Consider the following 17,761-nt stretch of genomic DNA (forward strand, 5'->3'; position numbering starts at 1 on the left):
TGGGCTCGTGGTCAGTACGAGGTTATACGCCCTGACTGACAGAGCTCATATTGAAGTCCGGCACCCGCAGCGCGGGCATCGCAGCCCTAGTGAACCAGTCGCTCCACTCCCGGGGCAGCGTCTTTTCCGTGCGTCCGGCCTCGACGGCCCGGCCCAGCAGATCGACCGGCGACTCGTTGAACCGGAAGTTGTTCACCTCGCCCACGACCTCGCCGTTCTCGACGAGGTACACGCCGTCCCGGGTCAGACCGGTCAGCAGCAGGGTCGCCGGGTCGACCTCGCGGATGTACCACAGACAGGTCAGCAGCAGCCCGCGCGTGGTGCTCGCGACCATCTCCTCCAGGGAGCGGTCCGCGCCGCCGTCGAGGATGATGTTGTCGATCGCCGGCGCGACCGGCAGCCCGGTCAGGGCGGCGCTGTGCCGACTGGTGATCAGGTTCTTCAGCCGGCCCTCGCCGACCCACTCGGTGGCCGTCAGCGGCAGCCCGTTGTCGAACACCGACGAGTCGCCCCCGGACGAGTGGGCGAGGACGAAGGGCGCCGACTCCAGGCCCGGTTCGTTCGGGTCGCTGCGCAGGGTCAGCGGCAGCTCGGACAGCCGCTCGCCGAGGCGGGTGCCGGCGCCGGGCTTGGAGAACACCGTCCGGCCCTCGGCCGCGTCCCGTCCCGACGCCGACCACATCTGGTAGATCAGCAGGTCCGCGACGGCGGTCGGCGGCAGCAGCGTCTCGTACCGCCCGGCGGGCAGCGCGATCCGCCGCTCCGCCCAGCCGAGGCGTACGGCGAGCTCGGCGTCGAGCACCGCCGGGTCGACGTCCTTGAAGTCCCGCGTGGAGCGCCCCGACCAGGCCGAGCGGGTACGGTCCGGGGACTTGGCGTTGAGCTCCAGGGTGCCGTTCGGCTGGTCGTGCCGCAGCCGCAGCCCCGTGGACGTGCCCATGTACGTCGACACCAGCTCGTGGTTGGCGAAGCCGTACAGCTCACGGCCGCCCGCACGCGCGCGTGCGAAGGACTCGCCCAGCGCGGGCGCGAAGTCGGCGAACACGGCCGACGAGGTCTCCGCCGGCGCCTCGACGAACTCGGGGTGCTCGAGGGCCCCGGCCACCCCGGTGACCAGGGGCTGCGCGTCCTCGGCGGGCCCGGCACCGCGCGCGGCGGCCTCGGCGGCCCGCACCAGCGGCTCCAGCTCGTCGGCGGTCACGGCGGCCCGCGAGACGACCCCGGAGGCGGTGCCCTCCTTGCCGTCGACCGTCGCGATCACGGTGAGCGTGCGCGAGCGGGTGACGCCGTTCGTCGTCAGCGCGTTGCCGGCCCAACGCAGGTTCGCCGTCGACTGCTCGTCGGCGATCACCACGCACCCGTCGGCCCGCGACAGCTCGAGGGCGCGCTCGACGACCTCGTGCGGCTTGTTGGTACGGGCGCTCATCGACCGGCCTCCTGTGTGGTGTTCAGAATGTTGACGCCCTTGAACAGGGCCGACGGGCAGCCGTGCGACACCGCCGCGACCTGCCCCGGCTGGGCCTTGCCGCAGTTGAAGGCACCCCCGAGGACATAGGTCTGCGGGCCGCCCACGGCCGCCATGGACCCCCAGAAGTCGGTGGTCGTCGCCTGGTAGGCCACGTCCCGCAGCTGCCCGGTGACCCGCCCGTTCTCGATCTTGAAGAACCGCTGGCCGGTGAACTGGAAGTTGTACCGCTGCATGTCGATGGACCACGACCGGTCCCCGACCACATAGATCCCCCGGTCGACGCTCCCGATCAGGTCCTCGGTCGACATCCCCGCCGGATCCGGCCGCAGCGACACGTTCGCCATCCGCTGCACCGGGACGTGCCCCGGGGAGTCGGCGAAGGCGCACCCGTTGGAGCGGCCCAGGCCGGTCAGCTTCGCGATCCGCCGGTCCAGCTGGTAGCCGACGAGCGTGCCGTCCTTCACCAGGTCCCAGGACTGGCCCTCGACGCCCTCGTCGTCGTAGCCGACCGTCGCGAGGCCGTGCTCGGCGGTGCGGTCACCGGTGACGTTCATCAGGTCGGAGCCGTAGCGCAGCTTGCCGAGCCGGTCGAAGGTGGCGAAGGAGGTGCCGGCGTAGGCGGCCTCGTAGCCGAGGGCCCGGTCCAGCTCGGTGGCGTGCCCGATGGACTCGTGGATGGTCAGCCACAGGTTGGACGGGTCGACGACCAGGTCGTACAGCCCGGGGGCCACGCTGGGCGCCCGCATCTTCTCGGCGAGCAGCTCCGGCATCCGCTCCAGCTCGTCGTCCCAGTCCCAGCCGGTCCCGGTGAGGTACTCCCAGCCCCGGCCCACGGGCGGCGCGATCGTCCGCATCGAGTCGAACTCACCGCTGGACTCGTCGACCGAGACCGCCGTCAGCGAGGGGTGCAGCCGCACCCGCTGCTGGGTGGTCACCGTCCCCGCCGTGTCGGCGTAGAACTTGTTCTCGTGGACGGTGAGCAGCGAGGCGTCGACATGGTTGACGCCGTCGGCCGCCAGCAGCCGGTTGCTCCAGTCGGCCAGCAGCGCGCTCTTCTGCTCGTCCGGCACGGTGAACGGATCGATCTCGTACGACGAGATCCACGTCCGGTCGGCGTGCACCGGCTCGTCGGCCAGCTCCACGCGCTCGTCGGACCCGGCGGCCTTGATCACTTGTGCGGACAGCTTGGCCATCGCCACGGCCTGCGAAGCCACCTTGGCGGCCGCGTCCATCGTCAGGTCCACGCCGGACGCGAACCCCCACGTGCCGCCGTGCACCACCCGCACCGCGTACCCCAGGTCGGTCGTGTCCGACGACCCGGACGGCTTGGCGTCCCGCAGCCGCCACGACGCACTGCGCACCCGCTCGAACCGGAAGTCCGCGTGCTCGGCCCCGAGCGCACGCGCGCGTGCGAGAGCGGCGTCGGCGAGGGCGCGTAGAGGTAGGGCCGTGAAGCTTTCGTCGATGGTATGAGGCACCTACGTATCTCCCTGGTGTCGTCGCGTGTGTCATCGCGCGTGTGGCCCCGATCATGTCGCGCCCGGCGCCTGTCGGACCACACCTTTCGGAGCGCCTCCTCCAAAGTTTCTGTAGGGACCCCACAGTCAGCCCCCTGCCCCACTGTCGGTGCCCGAATGTCCGCGCGCGTGGCCGGACCGATAGGTTTCGAGGGAAGCCGCCTGCCGTCAAGGTCCCGGGCAGGTGTGTCAGACCCCTATCGAAAGGGTGATCCGTTGAGCCGCTCGGTTCTCGTCACCGGAGGAAACCGGGGCATCGGCCTCGCCATCGCCCGCGCGTTCGCCGACGCCGGCGACAAGGTCGCGATCACATACCGTTCGGGCGAACCGCCCCAGGCCCTCACCGACTTGGGCTGCCTGGCCGTCAAGTGCGACATCACCGACGCCGAACAGGTGGAGCAGGCCTACAAGGAGATCGAGGCCGAGCACGGCCCCGTCGAGGTCCTGATCGCCAACGCCGGCGTCACCAAGGACCAGCTCCTGATGCGCATGTCCGAGGAGGACTTCACCTCGGTCGTCGACACCAACCTCACCGGCACCTTCCGCGTCGTCAAGCGCGCCAACCGTGGCATGCTGCGCGCCAAGAAGGGCCGGGTCGTCCTCATCTCGTCGGTCGTGGGGCTCTACGGCTCGCCCGGGCAGGCCAACTACGCCGCGTCCAAGGCCGGACTCGTCGGCTTCGCGCGTTCCCTCGCCCGTGAGCTGGGGTCGCGCAACATCACCTTCAACGTCGTCGCGCCCGGCTTCGTCGACACCGACATGACCAAGGTGCTCACCGACGAGCAGCGCGCGGGCATCGTCTCGCAGGTCCCGCTCGGCCGGTACGCGCAGCCCGAGGAGATCGCCGCGGCGGTGCGGTTCCTCGCCTCGGACGACGCCTCGTACATCACTGGAGCCGTCATCCCCGTTGACGGCGGACTGGGAATGGGTCACTGATCACCATGAGCGGAATTCTCGAGGGCAAGCGCGTCCTGATCACCGGTGTGCTGATGGAGTCCTCCATCGCCTTCCACGCCGCCAAGCTGGCCCAGGAGCAGGGTGCCGAGATCATCCTGACCGCGTTCCCGCGGCCCACGCTGACCGAGCGCATCGCCAAGAAGCTCCCGAAGCCCACCAAGGTCATCGAGCTCGACGTGACCAACGCCGAGCACATGGGCCGGCTGGCCGACGTCGTCGGCCAGGAGCTCGGCGGCCTCGACGGTGTCGTGCACTCCATCGGCTTCGCGCCGCAGGACGCGCTCGGCGGCAACTTCCTGAACACGCCGTTCGAGTCCGTGGCCACGGCCATGCACGTCTCGGCGTACTCCCTGAAGTCGCTGACCATGGCCTGCCTGCCGCTGATGCAGAACGGCGGCTCGGTCGTCGGCCTCACCTTCGACGCGCAGTTCGCCTGGCCGCAGTACGACTGGATGGGCCCGGCCAAGGCCGCCCTGGAGGCCACCAGCCGCTACGTCGCCCGCGATCTGGGCAAGCAGAACATCCGCTGCAACCTCATCTCCGCGGGCCCGCTCGCCTCCATGGCCGCCAAGTCCATCCCGGGCTTCGCCGACCTGGCCTCCGTGTGGGACACCCGCTCCCCGCTGGAGTGGGACCTCAAGGACCCGGAGCCGGCCGGCAAGGGCATCGTCGCCCTGCTGAGCGACTGGTTCCCGAAGACCACCGGCGAGATCATCCACGTGGACGGCGGTCTGCACGCCATCGGCGCCTGACGCCCTCCCCGTTTGCCGTGTCACCCGTCCGGCCTATCCGGCCGGGCGGGACACGCCCGCGAACAGGCACGATGAAGTGCGCGTTCCTCCCACGCGCCGCCCTCCCCAGCTCTGCCGAGGAGGTTCCGTCGTGCGTCTGTTCCGTGTCCTCGCCCCCGTGACCGCCGCCGTCGCGCTCGTCCTCTGGGCACCCCACGAGGCGCTGCCCCACGAGCGTCCCGAACCCTTCGGCGCGGAGTGCCGCACCGCCGTCGACGGCTCCCACGTCGTCGCCCACTGCCACAACCCCTACGCCGACACCGACCGCGTCACCCTGCACATCGAGTGCGCGCGCTGGTGGGACCTCGACACCGACGGCACCCCCGTCGACGCCGGGCCCGCCCTGACCGTACGGCTCACCGGGCGCTGCTGGAAGGAGGTCGGCAGGGCCTGGGTCACCCACGAGAAGGTGTGAGCCGGTCCCCGCTCAGCCCGCGCCGGATCCGGCGATCCGGCCCGGGCGGCAGGACAGCGGATAGCCGGCCGCCTCCGCGGCGGCAGTCTCCGCGTCGCCCGCGCGGATCGCGTCCACCAGCCGCGTGTGGTCCATGTACGTCTCCGGCGTCAGCGCGTCGCCGACGTCCTCACGCAGCCAGTCCCGCAGCACCTCGCCCAGGTCGGCGTGGAGCGCGGTCATGACGTCGTTGTGGGAGGCGGCCACCACCGCCAGATGGAACGTCGCGTCGGCCGCCACGAAGGCCTCCGCGTCCCCCGACTCCCAGGCCTCCTCGCGCCGCAGCAGCAGCGCGTCCAACTGCTTGAGGTCCCGCTCCGTGCGCCGCTCGGCCGCGAGACGTGCCGCGCCCGACTCCAGGTTGGAGCGCAGTTCGGCGATGTGCCGGGGGTCGGCCCCCGCGAACCGCCGGTGCATCACGCCCGCCAGCTCACTGGTCGCCACGACATACGTCCCCGAGCCCTGCCGGATGGCCAGCAGCCCGTTGTGCGCGAGGGCGCGGACGGCCTCACGGACCGTGTTGCGGGCGACGCCCAGCTGCTCGACCAGCTCGGGCTCGGTGGGAATCCGCGAGCCGACCGGCCACTCGCCCGAGGTGATCTGGTGGCGCAGCTCGGTGATGACCTGCTCGGAGAGGGCCGAGCGACGGGGATGGCTCAGGGGCATGGCACACCTTCTCACAGGACTGGACAGATATTCATCCTATGATTCTATGATGGGCGGCATGGTCAGTGAGGACACGAGGACGACGACACCCCCGCCCACCCGCACGCCGACGGTCGCCGAGCCCCCGCGTACGGCCACGCGCGCGTGGCGCACCCGGCTGCTCATGGCCGGCATCGTGCTGGCCGCACTCAATCTCCGGCCCGCCATCACCAGCCTCGGCGCGCTCCTGGAGGAGGTGCGCGACGGGCTCGGCATGAGCGGCAGCATGGCCGGACTCCTCACCTCCGTGCCCCCGCTGTGCTTCGCCGTGTTCGGCGTCATGGCCCCGCGCCTCGCCCGCCGCCTCGGAGCGGGCGCGGTGGTGTGCGCGGGGATGGCGGCGATCACCGCGGGCCTGCTCATACGGCCGTACACGGGCGGAACGGCCGGGTTCCTGGCCGCCAGTGCCCTCGCCCTGATGGGCATCGCCGTCAGCAACGTCCTGATGCCGGTCATCGTCAAGCGGAACTTCCCCGACCGGGTCGGCTCCATGACCGGCCTCTACTCGATGGCCCTCGCCCTCGGCACCTCGGCCGCCGCCGCGCTCACCGTCCCCCTGACCGAGACGCTGGGCGGCGGCTGGCGGCCCGGCCTCGCCCTGTGGGCGGCCCTGGCCGCCGTTGCCGTTCCACCGTGGCTGCTCTTCGCACGCGAAGGGCGGGGACGGCAGGAACAGCGAGAGCAGCGAGAACAGCGAGAACAGCGAGAACAGCAGCAGGAACAGCCGGAGCGACCGGACGGACTGCGTATCACCCGCAGTCGCACCGCCTGGGCGCTCGCCTTGTTCTTCGGGCTCCAGGCCACCGCCGCCTACGTCACCATGGGCTGGATGGCCCAGATCTTCCGGGACGCGGGCGTGTCCGCGGGCGAGGCCGGTCTGCTGCTCGCCGTCACCATGGCGATGGGCGTGCCCCTGGCCTACGTCATCCCGCGCGTCGCCGCCCGGCTCCCGCAGCAGGGCCCGATCGTCGTCGTGCTCGGCGTCTGCGGCCTCGCCGGCTACACCGGTCTGTACCTCGCGCCCGCTCAGGGAGCCTGGGCCTGGGCCGTGCTGCTCGGCGTCGCCAACTGCGCCTTCCCACTGGCCCTCACGATGGTCGGCATGCGCGCCGGGACCGGCGCGGGCGTGGCCCAGCTGTCCGCCTTCGCGCAGAGCACCGGCTATCTGATCTCGATCCCGGGGCCCCTCCTGGTCGGGGTGCTCTACCAGCACAGCGGCGGCTGGGGTCTGCCCCTCGCGCTCATGGCGGCGCTGATGCTCCCGCAGATGGCCGTGGGCGTCCTGGCGGGCCGCCCCCGCACGGTGGAGGACGAGGCCGCGGCCCGCTGACCCCGGCTGCCGTGCGGCGGACCACGGGTGCGACACTGGGCCCATGGTGCTCGACCCGAACCCCCAGAACGGCCAGAAGAAGATGTTGATGGTCTTCGGCTCGTTCCTCGCCATCTTCGTGATCATCGCCGTCATCGCCACGATCGCCGCACCCTGAGGGTGGGGTTAACCCCCCTGTCCCCTAGGGGGTGAGGGTCAGGGTCAAGTGGGTGGATCACCGGATGGGCTGCGGGCCGCCGATTCCGTAGCTTCGAGATGTGGCCGTACGACGCGGACCACGGACCGCTCGAAGACGACCGGAGGCATCCATGTCGGCCCCTGTGCTCACCCGGCCCCGCCCGACCGCCGCCCGGGCCCGGCTCGACACCCGGCTGCCCTGGTGGGCCCTCGCCCTGCCGACGCTCGCCTTCATCACTCTGCTCGCCCTGATACTGAACCCCTCCGACGCCCACGCCGCCACCGGCGACCCGGCGATCACCCACCTCGTCGAGCGCGTGCAGCGACTGCTCGCGCGCCAGCCGTGACGAGCACGCCCCGGACGCACTCCACACACCCGGGGCGAGCGGCAAAGCCCCATGTCAACTCCCTGCGCCCCATGGCCTGTTTCATGCGAAGCTGGGACGCATGAGCGTCGCAGAACCCCGCAGGATCGTCCTCTTCCGGCATGCGAAAGCCGACTGGCCACAGGTGACCGACCACGAGCGCCCGCTCGCCGAGCGGGGCCGGAAGGACGCCGCCGTCGCCGGACGCAGACTGGCCGACAGCGGCATCCCCCTCGACCTGGCGCTGTGCTCCACCGCGGCCCGGACCAGGGAGACGTGGAAGCTCGCCGTCCATGAACTCCCGCACCGGCCGAAAACGGTCTACGAGGAGCGGATCTACGAGGCCTCCCCGGGCGAGCTGATCGCCCTGCTCAACGAGACCCCGGACGACGTGCGCACCGTCATCCTGATCGGCCACAACCCGGGCGTCCACGCCCTCACCGACATCCTGACCGACTCGGCCGAGAGCGAGCCCCGCGAGCGGATGACCCGCCGCGGCTTCCCGACCTCCTCCTTCGCCGTCCTCACCTTCGACGGCTCCTGGAAGTCCCTGGAGCCGGCCGTGGCCACACTGACCGACTACTGGGCGCCCGAGGAGTGACCGTCCGGCACGCACGAGGGCCCGGCGCCACTTCGGCACCGGGCCCTCCGTGTCCTACGAGGCCTCCACGTCGTACGAGGCGCCTCTCGCTCTGGTGCTACTCCGTGTGGGTCTCCGCCGCCTCGACCTCTTCACGGGTGATGCCCAGCAGATACAGGACCGTGTCGAGGAACGGCACGTTCACCGCCGTGTGCGCCGCCTCGCGCACCACCGGCTTGGCGTTGAAGGCCACCCCGAGACCGGCCGCGTTCAGCATGTCCAGGTCGTTGGCGCCGTCGCCGATCGCCACGGTCTGCGAGAGCGGCACGCCCGCCTCCGCGGCGAACCGGCGCAGCAGCCGCGCCTTGCCCGCCCGGTCCACGATCTCGCCGGTGACCCGGCCGGTCAGCCTGCCGTCGACGATCTCCAGGGTGTTGGCCTGGGCGAAGTCCAGCCCCAGCCGCTCCTTCAGATCGTCGGTGACCTGCGTGAAGCCGCCGGAGACGACCCCCACCTGGTAGCCGAGCCGCTTCAGGGTACGGATCAGTGTGCGCGCGCCCGGCGTCAGCCGGACCTCGGCGCGCACCTTGTCCACCACGGAGGCGTCCAGCCCCTCCAGCAGGGCCACGCGCGCGTGCAGCGACTGCTCGAAGTCCAGCTCACCGCGCATCGCGGCGGCCGTCACCTCGGCGACCTCGTTCTCGCAGCCGGCGTGCGCCGCGAAGAGCTCGATCACCTCGTCCTGGATCAGGGTCGAGTCGACGTCCATGACGACGAGCCGCTGGGCACGCCGGTGCAGACCCGCGTCCACGACGGCGACGTCCACCCCGAGCGCCCGCGCGTCCGTGACCAGCGCGGTGCGCAGCGGCTCGGTCTCCACCCCGGAGATCGCGAACTCGACGGCCGTGACGGGGTACTTGGCGAGCCGGAAGATACGGTCGATGTTGCCGCCGGCCTTGGTGATCTTGGCGGCCACCTTGGCGGTGGCCTCCGCGGTCAGCGGATGGCCGAGGACGGTCACCAGGGAGCGGCCGACGCCGCGAGGACGGTTGTCACCGAGACCCGAGATGATCTCTGCCTGCATCTTGATCGACTCGGCCCAGTTGTGGACCGTGCGCCGGAGGTCACCCTCAAGCGACCGCGGTGGCGCGGTCACGAGCGCGCACAGCACCATCCGGCCCCGGGTGACCACCTGCTCGATGTCGACCACGTCGACGGAGTAGGCCGCGAGGGTGTCGAAAAGACCGGCCGTGATGCCAGGCCTGTCCTTGCCGAAGATCTTGACAAGGAGCGTGGGGACATCAGAGGACGAGGTCGGCGAAGTCTGCGAAGCTCTCATGATGTATCCCACCGTATCCGGCACCCAGTGCCTTTCGCCGCAGAGGTCCGTCTAGCGGACACGGAACACTGGGCGAACCGGTGATGTCGGTTTTATGAAGTCCCTTCATTTTGTCGCGCGAGCCGGTGCGGGGCCCGTCGCCGAGCCGGTCACCGGGGCCGCCTGGGCCGTTTCGGGGGCAGCGGGGGAGGGGGCGGCGGAGGCGGCGGCGGCCCGTCGTCCCCGGTGGAGCCGCCCCCGGGCCGCCGAGAAGCCGGCCCGACCGGCCCGACTGGGCCAACTGGGCCCACGACGGTCGGCGCACCGTACACATTCCCCTGGCCGTCATTCCCCTGCCGTCCCGTGCCCCGCCCTCCGCCGTCCCGCCGCTCCCCGACCTGGGACTCACCCGATCCCTGCGCCGGCCCCGAAGGGGCTTCGCCGGACCGAGCACTCCCGCGAGGCCCTGGCCGACCACCCGCCCCGCGCTTCTCCCCGGACGGGGGCTCACCCGCATGCCGCCCTCCCCTGGACGGGGGCTCACCCGCATCCCGCCCCTCCACAGGAGGGGACTGACCCGCTCCACGCCCCTCCCCGGACCAGGGCTCACCCGGACGTCCGCCCCGGTACCGCCGCCCCGCTCCACCCGCCCCGCCGGGCTCCCCCCGGGGCTCCTCGCCGGGCCGGGCGTCCTCCGGCTCCCGCAGTTCGTCCGGTACCCGGAGATACGGATTGGTCGCGGGGTTCGGCGCCCGGTACGACGCACTCGGGGCGTACGGCCCCGCCTCCGCCCCGCTGTACCGCGCGGCCCCGCCCTCGCCCCCGTACTCCCCGCCCGCCCCCGTCGCGTCACCGAGTGCCAACGGCGCGGCACGCCGTCCCGCCGCCCCCGTGGCGCACGCCAGCAGCGCCCCCGCGGCGCCCGCTCCCGCCCCCCACACGGCCCCGAGGAGCAGCGCCATGCCGAGGTGCGCGTGCAAGTCGATCCCGGCCCCGAACGCGTCGAACCCCAGCACGGACAGCGAAGCGTCCACGGACAACCCCGTCAGCAGCCCGAGGAAGGGCACCGCCACCGCGGTCGCCACCCCCAGCCGCACGGCACACCGCCCGACGAAACCCCCCACCCCGGCCCGCCGCGCGGCCCCCACCCTGGCCCGTCCCGCACTCCGCCCCCCGGCCCCCGCCGTGACCGGCGTCCGTACCGCCACCAGCACCCCCGCGAACAGCATCGTCACGGCCATGGCCACCGCGAGCAGCCACACGCGGCTCTCCAGGTCGGCCAGCCGGCCGAGGGTGACCGGCTGGTCGGTGCCGACGGAGAGGAGCTTGTCGAGAGGGTCCGGCAGGACCTGTACGAGGGCGCCCGTGGCGCGGCCGTCCCAGGGGACGAACAGGCCGACCGAGACGCCCAGCCACACCCCGTTCGGCGCGCCGAGCAGCGCCGCTCCCGCGATCCGCTTCGGGTGGTCGTCGCCGATCGCCGCGTACGCCGCCGCCGCGAGCCCGGCCGCCACGGCCACCAGCAGCACGGTGACGACGGCGGACACCGCGGGCCGCACCACCCGGTGCACCGCCTCCCATCCGCGCGGCAGCGGGGTGCGGCGCGAGGCCAGCAGGGCGATCAGCAGGATCCCCGCCGACCAGAGGAGCCCGCCCCACAGGGTGGGCGCCGTGTCGACGGTGAAGCCGACCGCCGCCTTCGCGTCGATCAGATCCCCGATCCGGTCGGGCAGCAGCCCCCCGATGTCACCGAGCCCGGGGATCTCCAGGCCACCGCCCCCGCCGCCACCCCCGCCGGGCAGGTCGTCCAGCCCCAGCGCGCCGCCGTCGAGCGTGATGACATCGTGCCCCGCCCAGGCCAGAGCGCCCAGCATCGCGACGAACAGCGCGACCACCGCGCCCGCCCGCGCGAGGAGTTCGGCCGGCGCGATGACAACTCCGGCGGCGCGCAGGGACCGTAGAAAACACCACGACAGCAGCAGCGCCCCGACCAGGCTCACCCCCAGTGGCGTGATCTCGATGGCGGTGTTTGCTTCGGCTCCCGTGAGGCCGAAGGCCGACACATCGCCCGACGGCGTGACCGAGCCGCCCGCCCCCAGCGCCACCACGGCCGCCGTCATCGGGCCCAACGAACCCGCCGCGTCGGCCCCGAGCAGATGCAGGCCCAGCGCCGCCGTCCCCGCCATCCCGATCAACGCCCAGCTCACGGCGGCGATCGCGGCGAGCGCCACGTCCACCCACGGCACGCCACCGCCGTACCCCGCGCGCCCGTTGCTCTCCACCCCAGTGCCGGCACTCATGCAGACCCCCCGATCCGCGGCGCGCTTCGGCGAAGATCGCCGTATCCGTCCCCCTCACGTGCGTTTACCACTCTCCGGGGCGATTTCAACCCCGTCAACGGGAACGGCGGATGTGCTCGTGCAAGCTCGTGACGAGGCCCGACTTTCGGTCAGGGGGCCGCTACTGAAATAGTTCCCGACGATGTTCGACATCCCTAGACTCCCTGTGATGGGGGTAACTCGGGGGACTACTCATGGGGCATGGAGTGCCGGAACTCGTACTGGAATTGAACGGACGTACCTGGACGCTCGATCCGTCCAGGCCATACACCCTCGGACGTGATCCGCAGGGGGACATCGTGTTCGAGGACGCCAGGGTCTCCTGGCGTCACGCCACGGTCAGCTTCAACGGCCGCAGTTGGGTGGTCGAGGACCACGGCAGCACGAACGGCACGTTCGCGCAGGGGCAGCGGATCAGCCAGCTGGAGATCGGGCCCGGCTCGGCGCTGCACCTGGGCAACGCCAACGACGGCCCGCGCGTGACCCTGTCGGGAGCGCAGGCGCCGGTCGCGCAGCCCGCGGCGCAGCCTCAGCAGCAGCCGTACGCCGCACAGGCCGCGAACCCCGGCTGGGCCGCTCCGCCGGCCGCCCAGCCGCAGGCCGCGCAGGCCGGCTGGCAGCCGCCGCAGCAGGCGACGCCGCAGGTCCCGCAGCAGCCGGGGCCGAACGAGCCGTACGCGCAGCAGGTGTCCGGCGGGGGCGCGGGGGCGCCGCCGGTCTACGGAGACCGCAGCCCGACCACGTTCCACCAGTTCTCCATCGGCCGCGTCATGCGCATCGGCCGTGCCCTGGAGAACGAACTGGTCGTCTCCGACCTCCAGGTGTCCCGCAACCACGCCGAGTTCCGTTCCATGCCCGACGGCAGCATGGAGATCCGCGACCTCGGCTCGCACAACGGCACCTACGTCAACGGTCAGCCGATCCCCAAGGGCGGCACCCAGCTGCTGGGCGCGGCCGACATCGTCGGCGTCGGCCACTCGACGTTCCGGATCGTGGGCGACCGGCTCGAGGAGTTCGTCGACACCGGTGAGGTCTCCTTCTCCGCACGCCACCTCACCGTCACGGTCGACGGCGGCAAGCAGATCCTCAAGGACGTCTCCTTCGGTGTCCCGGAGAAGTCCCTGATCGCGGTCATCGGACCGTCCGGTTCCGGCAAGTCGACGCTGCTCAAGGCGCTGACCGGCTACCGCCCGGCCAACCAGGGCGACGTCCTCTACGACAACCGGAACCTGTACAAGCAGTTCGCCGAGCTGCGCCAGCGCATCGGTCTCGTCCCGCAGGACGACATCCTGCACAAGGAACTGACCGTCAAGAAGGCCCTCAAGTACGCGGCCAAGCTCCGCTTCCCGGCCGACACCACGGCCGCCGAGCGCGAGGCCCGGATCGACGAGGTGCTGCGCGAGCTGAAGCTGGACATCCACAAGGAGAAGAAGGTCACCTCCCTCTCCGGCGGCCAGCGCAAGCGTGTCTCGGTGGCCCTGGAGCTGCTCACCAAGCCGTCGCTGATCTTCCTGGACGAGCCCACCTCGGGCCTCGACCCGGGCATGGACCGCGATGTGATGCAGCTGCTGCGCGGCCTCGCCGACGACGGGCGTACGGTCCTCGTGGTCACCCACTCGGTGGCCGAGCTGGCGATCTGCGACAAGCTGCTGGTGATGGCGCCGGGCGGCGCGGTCGCCTACTTCGGCCCGCCCGAGGAGGCGCTGAACTTCTTCGGGTACGACACCTGGGCCGACGTCTTCTCCGCCTTCGAGAACTACCGCGACTACGACTGGGCGGGCCGCTGGAAGGGCTCGCAGCACTACCAGATGTACGCCGCGGACATCGACGCCGTCGCGCCGCAGTCCGTACAGATGCCGCCGATGCAGGCCATGAAGCCGCCGAAGCCGCAGGGCTGGATGTCGCAGTTCATGACGCTGGTGCGCCGCTACACGTCGGTGATCGCGTCGGACAAGGGCTTCCTCGCCCTGTCGGTGATCCTGCCGGTCGTCCTCGGCTCGGTGAGCCTGCTCATCGACTCCGGGAACAGCCTGCTGCCCAACCCGGTCAACCCCAAGAGCGGCCGGATCATCCCCAACGGCACGGCCACCACCGTGCTGCTGATCCTCGCGGTCGGCGCCTGCTTCGCGGGCGCGGCGAACTCCGTCCGTGAGCTGATCAAGGAACGGGTCATCTACGAGCGGGAGCGCGCCACCGGCCTGTCGCGCTCGGCGTACCTGATGTCCAAGGTGTTCGTGCTCGGCCTGGTCACCGTGTTCCAGGGGCTGCTGGTCGGTGTCATCGGCTTCTCCAGCCGGGAGATCCCGGAAGAGGGCCTGATCCTCACCAACGCCCCGCTGGTGGAGCTGTGCCTGCCGATCATGGCGCTGGGCTTCACCTCGATGATGTTCGGCCTGATCATCTCCTCGCTGGTGAAGACGGCCGAGAAGACCATGCCGCTGCTGGTCATGTTCGCGATCATCCAGGTGGTCTTCACCGGCTGTCTGTTCGCGCTGAACGGCTCGATCGGCGTCAACGAGTTCTCGTACCTGATGCCCTCGCGCTGGGCGGTCGGCGCGGCCGGCGCCACGCTGGACTTCAACAAGATCAGCCCGCCCAAGGACGGCGGCGACACCGACCCGCTGTGGGAGCACACCGTCGGCGCCTGGAGCCTGGACATGATCGCCCTGATCGTCCTCGGCGTGATCTGCGGCTTCTTCGTGGCCCGCTTCCTGCGCCGGCACGAGCCCGAGGTCATGCGCAAGTAGTGCCCGTCGTACGACGCCGAAGGGCGGCACCCGGTGCGGGTGCCGCCCTTCGGCGTGTGAGGGGGTGTGTGAGGGGGCTGCGTCAGTACGCGCTGTTGACGTTGTCCATGGAGCCGTACTTGTCGGCCGCGTAGTTGCAGGCGGCGGTGATGTTGGCGACCGGGTCGTAGATGTTCCAGGACGTGCCGGCGACGTGGTACGCCTTGAAGGTCGGCGGGATGACCTGCAGCAGGCCCTTCGACGGGATGCCGTTGATGGCGTTGATGTCCCAGTCGTTGATGGCGTTCGGGTTGCCCGAGGACTCGCGCATGATGTTGCGCTTGAGGCCCTCGTAGGAGCCCGGGATGCCGTGCTTCTTCATGATGTGGAGCGACTCGCGGATCCAGCCGTCGAGGTTGTTGGCGTAGCTCTTGGCGGCGACCGGCTTCACCGCGGCGCGGTGCGCGGAGCGGCTCGCGGCCTGTTTCGCCTTGTGCGCGGCGGCGGCCTTCGCGGCGGCGGCCTTGCGGGCGGCCTCGGCGGCGGCCTTCTTCTTGGCGGCGACGGCCTTGCGCACGGCCTCGGCGGCGGCCTTCTTCTTGGCGGCGGCGTCCGCGGCGGCGTTCTTCTTCGCCTCGATGGCCTCGACCTTCAGGTTCGAGCCGGCGAGCTGGTCGGTCACCGTGCCCTTCACGCCCTGCACCGGCTCGGTGCTGTACGCGACCCGGGCCGAGGACACGGCGTCCGTCGTGGTCGTGTGCGCGTCGGCCGGCACCACGGAGAAGGCGATGGCTGCGGCCCCGAGGGTGGCGGCACCGGCGATCGCGATCTTGTGAGTGTTCTTGGGCATGGCGAATGACCTCTTCGAAATAGCGCGGAGGTCGCTCGTCCGACGGTGGACACGGTGCTCTTGGCACGAACGAACGCCGCGGCGGAAACCCGCGGCGCTGAGCGACGAGAGCAATTCTTAGCGGCCGCAAAATGGCCAGGCAAAGGTGTGACCTACGATCCCGGGTAGTGGATCAGGGAAGGGCAAAACGGGACAGACTGGAACGTCTGCCCCGTTCGCAAGGGACCGCTTTCTCTCCTATGCCCCTTCGTACGTGATGTGCGCCCTATGCGGGGCCTCACATCGCCCGACCCCCGTTCTCACCGGCAGTTGCTGAAGCAATGCTCTGCGTGAGCATCTTCCTCCGGCAGGAGGAGATGGACGTCCCCGAACTCGTGCCACAGATAGCGCCCCCGCAGCGCCTCCTCGTACCCACGGTCGATCGCCGCCCGCCCCGCCACCGCCTCCAGCATCAGCAGATGCGAGGCCTCCGGCTCGTGCAGCCCGGTCAGCAGCCCGTCCACCACCCGCACCCCGCGCCCGGGCGTCACCACGAGGTCCGTCCACCCCTCACGCGCGCGTACGACCCCGTCGTCCCCCGCCGCCGACTCCACCGCCCGCACGGCCGTCGTCCCCACGGCGATCACCCGCCCGTCCCCGGCCCGCACGGCGTTGATCAGCCGCGCCGAGGCCTCCGGCACCGAGAACCGCTCCGGATACGGCGGCTCGTGCACCTCCGCCGAGGCCACCCCGGTGTGCAGCGCGACCGGCGCGAACTGCACCCCCCGGCTCACCAGCTCCGCCACCAGCGCCGCCGTGAAGGGCCGCGCCGCACTCGGCATCTCCGCGCTCCCCGCCCCGTCCGCCGACGGCAGCGCGAACACCGTCTGATACACGGACAACGGCTGGTCCCGCTCTGTATAGGAGTAACGGATGGGCCGCCCGTACTCCCGCAACAGCCCCGGTACGTCGGCCGCGCCCCGGCCGTCGCCCCCCGCCCCGCCGGCCACCCGCGCCCACCACAACCGCCCGCTCCCCGGACTCAGCGCCTCCTCCAGCACCAGCCGCGCACCCCCGGGCAGCCGCACCCGCGTCCCCGTGGGCCCTCCCGCACGCGCGCGTGTCGTTCCCCTCCCGTCCGGATCCCGCAGCTCGACCGCCCACCGCCCCTCACCGCCGTGCGCCACGTCCCCGCGCGTCGAGAAGTGCACCACCACACGCGCGTGCCCGATCCGCCCGTCCACGGCCGCCGCCAGCGTCGGCGAGGTGTTGACCACCAGCAGGTCCCCGGCCCGCAGCAGACACGGCAGCTCCCGGAACACGTGATGCGCCGGCTCCGTCCCCCGCGACACCAGCAGCCGTACGTCGTCCCGCTCCCGCCCCGGCCCCCGCTGCTCGGCCGGCACCCGCGCCGACAGCTCCTCCGGCACCCTCACCGCCAGCGTCATCGCCGTCCCTCCAGCAGCGCCGGAGCCCCGTACCGCCCGCTCGCCGGACGCTCGTCCAGCAACCGCAGGAAGGCCGGCACCACACTGCCCGGCTCCGGACGCGGATCGTCGTCGTCCGGTACGGCCGCCGCGTACAGGTCCGTCGCCATGTCCCCGGGATCCACCGCCCACACCCGCAGCCCCGGCTCCTCCTCCCCGAGCACCGCCGAGAGATGGTCCAGGGCCGCCTTCGACGCCCCGTAGCCGCCCCAGGTCTCATAGGCCTCGGCCGCCGCGTCCGAGCTCACGGTGATCACCGCACCCGCCCGCGCCGCCCGCAGCAGCGGCAGCGCCTCCTGGACCAGCCCCAGCGCCGCCACCACGTTCACCTCCAGCGCCCGCCGCAGCCCCGCCAGCGGCAGCTCGTCCAGCCGCACCAGCGGCTCGGCACCCAGCGCGCTCGCGTTGCTCACCACCAGATCGCACCCGCCCAGCTCCCGGGCCGCCTCGACCAGCGCCGACCGGTGCACCGGATCCGTGACGTCCCCCGCCGACGCCCGCACCCCCGTCCCGTGCCCCGCCACCCAGGCCGCCGTCTCCTTCAGCACCCCCTCGCTCCTGGCGTCCAGCACCAGATCCCAGCCCCGCGCGGCCAGCGCCTCGGCCAGCGCCCGCCCCAGCCCCTTCGAGGCCCCCGTGATGATCGCTACCGGCATGACAACCGTCCCCTCGTCAGCCCGCCTCCGCTCGGCGGTGACCCCAACCTAGGAACCGGCCC

16 protein-coding genes are annotated in these 17,761 nt (G+C 71.7%); 8 read left to right on the top strand and 8 right to left on the bottom strand.

The annotated features are described in order from the left end of the window. Positions 1-22 precede the first annotated feature (22 nt). A complete protein-coding gene (locus tag ABZ464_RS45945; protein WP_359287908.1) occupies positions 23-1,426 on the bottom strand; it encodes a metallopeptidase TldD-related protein in 1,404 nt (467 codons plus the stop codon). Beyond that, positions 1,423-2,946: a TldD/PmbA family protein gene (locus ABZ464_RS45950; protein ID WP_359287909.1), complete on the bottom strand. Its 1,524-nt coding sequence runs from the start codon at positions 2,944-2,946 to the stop codon at positions 1,423-1,425. Before ABZ464_RS45950 ends, ABZ464_RS45945 begins: the two co-directional genes overlap by 4 nt. A 255-nt stretch (positions 2,947-3,201) precedes the next feature. Here ABZ464_RS45950 and fabG point away from each other — a divergent pair, with 255 nt between their 5' ends. The 3 genes from fabG (at position 3,202) to ABZ464_RS45965 (ending at position 5,148) form a co-directional block, all read left to right on the top strand. Next, the gene (gene fabG, locus ABZ464_RS45955) at positions 3,202-3,921 is read left to right on the top strand and encodes a 3-oxoacyl-[acyl-carrier-protein] reductase (RefSeq protein WP_359287910.1); all 720 of its coding nucleotides are present in this window, start codon (positions 3,202-3,204) and stop codon (positions 3,919-3,921) included. A 5-nt stretch (positions 3,922-3,926) separates the two neighbouring features. Continuing rightward, complete coding sequence (gene fabI, locus ABZ464_RS45960) at positions 3,927-4,694, top strand: enoyl-ACP reductase FabI (protein ID WP_359287911.1); 768 nt, start codon at positions 3,927-3,929, stop codon at positions 4,692-4,694. A gap of 130 nt (positions 4,695-4,824) precedes the next feature. Beyond that, on the top strand, positions 4,825-5,148 hold the full coding sequence (locus tag ABZ464_RS45965; RefSeq protein WP_359287912.1) for a hypothetical protein: 324 nt from the start codon (positions 4,825-4,827) through the stop codon (positions 5,146-5,148). A gap of 12 nt (positions 5,149-5,160) precedes the next feature. Here ABZ464_RS45965 and ABZ464_RS45970 read toward each other — a convergent pair whose 3' ends face one another. Next, entirely contained in the window at positions 5,161-5,853 is a 693-nt protein-coding gene (locus ABZ464_RS45970; RefSeq protein ID WP_359287913.1) for a FadR/GntR family transcriptional regulator, read from the bottom strand. A 58-nt stretch (positions 5,854-5,911) separates the two neighbouring features. On the opposite strand from ABZ464_RS45970, the gene ABZ464_RS45975 reads away from it, so the two are divergent. The 4 genes from ABZ464_RS45975 to ABZ464_RS45990 all read left to right on the top strand — a co-directional run bounded on the left by ABZ464_RS45975 (position 5,912) and on the right by ABZ464_RS45990 (position 8,365). Continuing rightward, entirely contained in the window at positions 5,912-7,222 is a 1,311-nt protein-coding gene (locus tag ABZ464_RS45975) for an MFS transporter (protein ID WP_359287914.1), read from the top strand. Positions 7,223-7,265: 43 nt separating this feature from the next. Next, the gene (locus ABZ464_RS45980; RefSeq protein WP_099054046.1) at positions 7,266-7,379 is read left to right on the top strand and encodes an SGM_5486 family transporter-associated protein; all 114 of its coding nucleotides are present in this window, start codon (positions 7,266-7,268) and stop codon (positions 7,377-7,379) included. Between the two features lie 151 nt (positions 7,380-7,530). Further along, complete coding sequence (locus tag ABZ464_RS45985) at positions 7,531-7,746, top strand: hypothetical protein (RefSeq protein WP_359287915.1); 216 nt, start codon at positions 7,531-7,533, stop codon at positions 7,744-7,746. Between the two features lie 100 nt (positions 7,747-7,846). Further along, positions 7,847-8,365 (top strand): histidine phosphatase family protein, encoded by a 519-nt coding sequence (locus tag ABZ464_RS45990; RefSeq protein WP_359287916.1) that lies wholly within the window; start codon positions 7,847-7,849, stop codon positions 8,363-8,365. A 97-nt stretch (positions 8,366-8,462) separates the two neighbouring features. Here the strand turns inward: ABZ464_RS45990 and serB are convergent, their stop codons facing one another. Together serB and ABZ464_RS46000 are read right to left on the bottom strand one after the other, a co-directional pair. Further along, positions 8,463-9,683 (bottom strand): phosphoserine phosphatase SerB, encoded by a 1,221-nt coding sequence (serB, locus tag ABZ464_RS45995; RefSeq protein WP_359287917.1) that lies wholly within the window; start codon positions 9,681-9,683, stop codon positions 8,463-8,465. 149 nt (positions 9,684-9,832) lie between these two features. Next, positions 9,833-11,962 (bottom strand): streptophobe family protein, encoded by a 2,130-nt coding sequence (locus tag ABZ464_RS46000; protein WP_359287918.1) that lies wholly within the window; start codon positions 11,960-11,962, stop codon positions 9,833-9,835. A gap of 233 nt (positions 11,963-12,195) precedes the next feature. Between ABZ464_RS46000 and ABZ464_RS46005 the strand changes: the two genes are divergently transcribed. Next, positions 12,196-14,748: an FHA domain-containing protein gene (locus tag ABZ464_RS46005; protein WP_359287919.1), complete on the top strand. Its 2,553-nt coding sequence runs from the start codon at positions 12,196-12,198 to the stop codon at positions 14,746-14,748. 82 nt (positions 14,749-14,830) lie between these two features. On the opposite strand, the gene ABZ464_RS46010 is transcribed toward ABZ464_RS46005, so the two are convergent. The 3 genes from ABZ464_RS46010 to ABZ464_RS46020 form a co-directional block, all read right to left on the bottom strand. Further along, positions 14,831-15,577 (bottom strand): transglycosylase SLT domain-containing protein, encoded by a 747-nt coding sequence (locus tag ABZ464_RS46010; RefSeq protein ID WP_359287920.1) that lies wholly within the window; start codon positions 15,575-15,577, stop codon positions 14,831-14,833. A gap of 299 nt (positions 15,578-15,876) precedes the next feature. Further along, positions 15,877-17,004, bottom strand: a complete 1,128-nt coding sequence (locus tag ABZ464_RS46015; RefSeq protein ID WP_359287921.1) for an S-adenosylmethionine:tRNA ribosyltransferase-isomerase — start codon at positions 17,002-17,004, stop codon at positions 15,877-15,879. Further along, complete coding sequence (locus tag ABZ464_RS46020) at positions 17,001-17,699, bottom strand: SDR family NAD(P)-dependent oxidoreductase (RefSeq protein WP_359287922.1); 699 nt, start codon at positions 17,697-17,699, stop codon at positions 17,001-17,003. Before ABZ464_RS46020 ends, ABZ464_RS46015 begins: the two co-directional genes overlap by 4 nt. Positions 17,700-17,761 lie beyond the last annotated feature (62 nt).

It is taken from the genome of Streptomyces sp. NPDC005820, assembly GCF_040630255.1.
Classification (GTDB): Bacteria; Actinomycetota; Actinomycetes; order Streptomycetales; family Streptomycetaceae; genus Streptomyces.

Bases quoted from the DNA above. Each gene is read 5' to 3' on its own strand.
- ABZ464_RS46010 (WP_359287920.1), bottom strand. From the start codon at position 15,577: ATGCCCAAGAACACTCACAAGATCGCGATCGCCGGTGCCGCCACCCTC.
- ABZ464_RS45980 (WP_099054046.1), top strand. From the start codon at position 7,266: ATGGTGCTCGACCCGAACCCCCAGAACGGCCAGAAGAAGATGTTGATG.
- ABZ464_RS46005 (WP_359287919.1), top strand. From the start codon at position 12,196: ATGGGGCATGGAGTGCCGGAACTCGTACTGGAATTGAACGGACGTACC.
- ABZ464_RS46000 (WP_359287918.1), bottom strand. From the start codon at position 11,962: ATGAGTGCCGGCACTGGGGTGGAGAGCAACGGGCGCGCGGGGTACGGC.
- ABZ464_RS45975 (WP_359287914.1), top strand. From the start codon at position 5,912: ATGGTCAGTGAGGACACGAGGACGACGACACCCCCGCCCACCCGCACG.
- ABZ464_RS45945 (WP_359287908.1), bottom strand. From the start codon at position 1,426: ATGAGCGCCCGTACCAACAAGCCGCACGAGGTCGTCGAGCGCGCCCTC.
- ABZ464_RS46015 (WP_359287921.1), bottom strand. From the start codon at position 17,004: ATGACGCTGGCGGTGAGGGTGCCGGAGGAGCTGTCGGCGCGGGTGCCG.
- ABZ464_RS45990 (WP_359287916.1), top strand. From the start codon at position 7,847: ATGAGCGTCGCAGAACCCCGCAGGATCGTCCTCTTCCGGCATGCGAAA.
- serB (WP_359287917.1), bottom strand. From the start codon at position 9,683: ATGAGAGCTTCGCAGACTTCGCCGACCTCGTCCTCTGATGTCCCCACG.
- ABZ464_RS45985 (WP_359287915.1), top strand. From the start codon at position 7,531: ATGTCGGCCCCTGTGCTCACCCGGCCCCGCCCGACCGCCGCCCGGGCC.
- ABZ464_RS46020 (WP_359287922.1), bottom strand. From the start codon at position 17,699: ATGCCGGTAGCGATCATCACGGGGGCCTCGAAGGGGCTGGGGCGGGCG.
- ABZ464_RS45970 (WP_359287913.1), bottom strand. From the start codon at position 5,853: ATGCCCCTGAGCCATCCCCGTCGCTCGGCCCTCTCCGAGCAGGTCATC.
- fabI (WP_359287911.1), top strand. From the start codon at position 3,927: ATGAGCGGAATTCTCGAGGGCAAGCGCGTCCTGATCACCGGTGTGCTG.